We start from the raw sequence: 3,779 nt of genomic DNA on the forward strand, positions 1-3,779 counted from the left end.
GAGCTCCACCTTCCCGCCGGGACCACCGCATCGGCCGTCGCCACGGCCGAACTGCCCCTGCCCGCCGAGGCGAAGGGCAACCCGGAGGGCTACCTGTTCCCGGCCACGTACCCGGTGACCTCGAAGACCACCCCGGCCGCCCTGCTCGGCACCATGGTGCGGACCGCGAACCAGAAGCTCGCCACCAAGGCGGTCGCCGACGGCGGCCGGGCCTACGGCATGACCCCGTACCAGACGGCCACCCTCGCCAGCATCATCGAGGCGGAAGCCGACAATCCGGCGGACATGGGCAAGGTCGCCCGGGTGGTCCACAACCGGCTCGCGAAGTCGATGCCGCTCCAGATGGACTCCACCCTCAACTACGCCCTGAACCGCAACACCGTGGACACCAAGCTCAAGGACACCCGGATCGACCACCCCTTCAACACCTACGAGCACCGGGGCCTGCCTCCCGCGCCCATCGACAGCCCCGGCCTCCAGGCCATGGCGGCGGCGGTCGCGCCGACCCCCGGTGACTGGCTGTTCTTCGTCACCGTGAAGCCCGGCGACACCCGTTTCTCGGCGGGCTACGAGGAACACCGGAAGCACGTGGCGGAGTTCAACCGGCTCCGCGCGGCAGCCCCGGCCGCCCCCGCCGTCCCCGTGAAATGAGAGGCGGCCCCTCCGCCGCCTCCCTACGATCGGCGGCCGGTGCGGAGTGCGCACGGAGAACGGGGGCCGGCTGTGCGATGGCCGTGGGGCGCGCGGAAGCGCGAGGAGCCGGAGGCCCGGGCGGCGGGCGCGGCGGACGAGGAGGACCCGGGGGACTGGGATCAGTGGCTGGCCCGCTCGCCCGAGGGTGCCGAGCTGGTCGGATGGTGGCGGGACGAGCGGAGGCTCACCGCCCGTTTCGGCCCCGACCACTACCGCGAACGCCTGGCCGCACTGCTGTCGCGGGCCGCACCGCGTGATGTCGCCGCCATGGGCCTGGGCTGCTCCCGGCGCGTGGACCGGCCCTGCCGCGCCCCCGGCATCTGCGGCCGCGACCCGGAACCCGCCGACGGACTCCGCCTGCGCTCCGGCCCCGCCCCAGGCGCCTGCAGCCGCTTCATCGACTGCTGGACCCCGCACGAGATCCGCGTCCACTTCACCTCCGACGACCGTCACCGTGCTGTCCTCCTGCTGCGCGGCGGCCCGGACGCGGCCCGGCTGTGGGTGGACGGCGCGCCCGTCGGCGAGGGGGAGTGGCTCGACGACGGCGGCCACTGGGAGCAGGACCGCTTCTACGTGATCCGCGTCGGCGGCCCCGCGGACCACCCAGCGCAGGGACTCGGCGACATCGGGGACTGGCTGTACCGGATCGTCTCGCTCCTCGTCTACGACGCCGAGCGCGCCCTTGCGCACCTCCTCGTCCCCGGTCCCGACGAGCGCTGGACGGATCCGGTCCTGCGGATACACGAAGGCACCGCCCACGTGTACGCGACCCCGGCCGCCGAGCAGGCCGGTGCCGTCGACCGGTGCTTCCCCGTGGACGGCCCGGAGGAGCAGCACCAGGTCTGACGGCACCGGCCTCGGCGCCGGCCCCCGGGGCAGGACACTCCACGTCCGACTCCGCCGGACCGGGCGGGTCACGCCGATCCGGCACCGCCGGCCGCCGGGCCGGGCTCCCGGCATCTCACACCAGGGCCGGCACCGCCGGACCCCGGGCCAGCAGGCGGCGGATCTCCCGGACGGCGGCCCCGCCCGCCCGGTTGGCGCCGATGGTCGACGCCGAGGGCCCGTAGCCGACCAGGTGGACGCGCTCGTCGCGCACCGCCCGCGTCCCGTCGAGCCGGATCCCGCCGCCCGGCTCGCGCAGCCGCAGCGGGGCCAGGTGGTCGACGGCGGGACGGAAACCGGTGGCCCACAGGATCACGTCCGCCTCCACCCGCCGCCCGTCCGCCCAGACGGCCCCGGACGCGGTGATCCGGTCGAAGACCGGCAGCCGGTCCAGCACCCCGGACTCCAGCCCCGCCCGTACGGCCTCGTTCAGCGGCAGGCCCGTCACGCTGACCACGCTCTGCGGCGGCAGCCCCCGGCGCACCCGCTCCTCCACCAGTGCCACCGCCGCCCGGCCCTCGGCCTCTCCGAAGCCGCCGTCGCGGAACACGGGGGGCCTGCGGGTGGTCCAGGTGGTCCGCGCCGCGACCTCGGAGACCTCCAGCAGGTGCTGCACCGCCGAGGTGCCCCCGCCGACCACGATCACCCGGGCCCCTGCGAACTCCTGAGGTCCGGGGTACGTCGCGGTGTGCAGCTGGCGGCCCCGGAACAGCTCCTGGCCCGGGTAGCGGGGCCAGAACGGCCGGTCCCAGGTCCCGGTGGCGTTGACCAGCGCCCGCGCCGACCAGGTCCCGGACGCGGATTCCACCAGCAGCCGCCCGCCCTCGTCCCCGCGTACCGCCGTCACGTCCACCGGCCGCCGCACCCGCAGCCCGAACCGCTCCTCGTAGGCCGCGAAGTACTCCCCGATCACCTCGGAGGAGGGCCGCAGCGGATCCGCCCCGGAGAGTTCCATCCCGGGCAGCGCGTGCATCCCGTGCACCTTGCCGTAGGTGAGCGACGGCCACCGGAACTGCCAGGCCCCGCCCGGCCGGGGGGAGTGGTCGAGCACCACGTGCCCGATGCCGGCCCGGGCCAGATGGTGGGCGCTGGACAGCCCGGCCTGCCCGGCACCCACGACCACCACGTCCACGTCCACCGCCCGCACCATTTCGTTCACGGTTCTACCAACTCGCGGGGCGGGCGGGATCTTCCCCCGCCGGGGGCTCAGGCCGCGACCGGCGACAGGGAGTGGAGTTCCTCCAGGCGCAGGCGGGTCTCCTCGTCCAGCGGGACGAAAGTCGTCAAGCGGGGACCGGCCGCCGGGCCCAGCCAGAGGCTGGTGTGTTCGAGGCGGAGCAGGCCCACGTGGGCGTTGCGGATGTACTTCTTGTTGCTGCCCAGACCGACCACCTCGTGACGCGCCCAGATCTCCCGGAACTCCGGCGAGGCCGCGTCCAGACGGGCCAGCAGGGCCTTCCAGGCCGGTTCGGCGAGGTGGCCGGCCATCGAGGCGCGGAACTTGGCGGCCAGCAGCCGGTTCACGTCCGGCATATCGGCCAGGGAGGCCCGCCAGTCGGCGTTGGTGAAGGCCAGCCACAGGCAGTTGCGGTCCTCGCGCGGCAGCCGGTCCAGGTCGCACAGGAGCCGCCCGTACGTGGAGTTGTAGGCGAGGATGTCGTAGCGGCTGTTCTGCACGCAGGCCGGGATCGGGTCCAACTGGTCCAGCATGGCCCGCAGCGCCGGGGTCACGCTCGCACAGCGGGTGTTCGGCGCCGGGTCGGTGCTGCCCGCCAGGGCGAACAGGTGGGCGCGCTCGGTGGAGTCCAGCAGCAGGGCGCGCGCCAGGGCGTCCAGCACCTGCGGGGACACCTGGATCTCGCGGGCGTGCTCCAGCCAGGTGTACCAGGTGACGCCGACGGCGGAGAGCTGGGCGACCTCTTCCCGGCGCAGCCCGGGCGTGCGCCGGCGCCGGCCCCGGGCCAGTCCGACCTGCTCGGGGGTGATCCGCTCGCGGCGGCTGCGCAGGAAGTCGGCCAGCTCGTGCCGGCGCAGGTCGCTCTCGGGGGCAGTGGTCGTCATGGGTCCAGCGTGCCGTATGGCGCAGCCGGTTTCCAGGTACTGCCGGTACCAGGATAAAGACACTCTGGTACCAGGCTGAGCGGTGGAGGATCGTCTCTTCCGTGACCGAAACGACCGTACGAACGCCGCACCGTCCGTAC

General features: G+C 74.2%; 4 protein-coding genes. 2 read left to right on the forward strand and 2 right to left on the reverse strand.

The window, feature by feature from the left end; all coding sequences use genetic code 11:
* Both mltG and VR44_RS26410 read left to right on the forward strand, forming a co-directional pair.
* Positions 1 to 651: endolytic transglycosylase MltG (gene mltG, locus VR44_RS26405; RefSeq protein WP_045950105.1), on the forward strand; the 651-nt coding region annotated here is incomplete at its 5' end.
* Positions 652 to 723: 72 nt separating this feature from the next.
* On the forward strand, positions 724 to 1,539 hold the full coding sequence (locus VR44_RS26410; protein WP_052713842.1) for a hypothetical protein: 816 nt from the start codon (positions 724 to 726) through the stop codon (positions 1,537 to 1,539).
* Between the two features lie 115 nt (positions 1,540 to 1,654).
* On the opposite strand, the gene VR44_RS26415 is transcribed toward VR44_RS26410, so the two are convergent.
* Positions 1,655 to 2,737 (reverse strand): FAD-dependent oxidoreductase, encoded by a 1,083-nt coding sequence (locus VR44_RS26415; RefSeq protein WP_281187201.1) that lies wholly within the window; start codon positions 2,735 to 2,737, stop codon positions 1,655 to 1,657.
* A gap of 47 nt (positions 2,738 to 2,784) precedes the next feature.
* The gene (locus VR44_RS26420; RefSeq protein WP_045950107.1) at positions 2,785 to 3,639 is read right to left on the reverse strand and encodes an MmyB family transcriptional regulator; all 855 of its coding nucleotides are present in this window, start codon (positions 3,637 to 3,639) and stop codon (positions 2,785 to 2,787) included.
* Positions 3,640 to 3,779: the final 140 nt, after the last annotated feature.

The sequence above is a fragment of the Streptomyces katrae genome (genome assembly GCF_000966975.1).
Taxonomy (GTDB): domain Bacteria; phylum Actinomycetota; class Actinomycetes; order Streptomycetales; family Streptomycetaceae; genus Streptomyces; species Streptomyces katrae.

Coding starts and splice junctions, on each gene's coding strand:
- VR44_RS26420 (WP_045950107.1), bottom strand. CDS start 3,639: ATGACGACCACTGCCCCCGAGAGCGACCTGCGCCGGCACGAGCTGGCC.